The 240-nt window shown below is 72.1% G+C and carries 1 protein-coding gene; it reads right to left on the reverse strand.

The features are described 5' to 3' along the window. Positions 1–240 (reverse strand): CoA transferase (locus J5474_RS22670; protein WP_209364291.1); only part of this gene is annotated, 240 nt, incomplete at both ends.

Consider the following 240-nt stretch of genomic DNA (forward strand, 5'->3'; position numbering starts at 1 on the left):
TGGGGTGGATGTTGCCGGCCCGGCCCGGCGATTCGCCCGTGGCCAGAAAGCCGGCGGCCTGGTTGGCCAGCACGGCCATGCCCACGTCGAGCAGGGCCATGTCGATGTGCTGGCCCCGGCCCGAGGCCTGGCGTGCATGCAGCGCGGCCAGGATGGCATTGCTGGCATACAGGCCCGTGAAGACGTCGATCACGGCCACGCCCACCTTGAGCGGGCCGCCTCCGGGCGCCTCGTCGGCAT

Source organism: Sagittula salina, from assembly GCF_017813235.1.
In the GTDB taxonomy this organism is placed as follows: Bacteria; Pseudomonadota; Alphaproteobacteria; order Rhodobacterales; family Rhodobacteraceae; genus Sagittula; species Sagittula salina.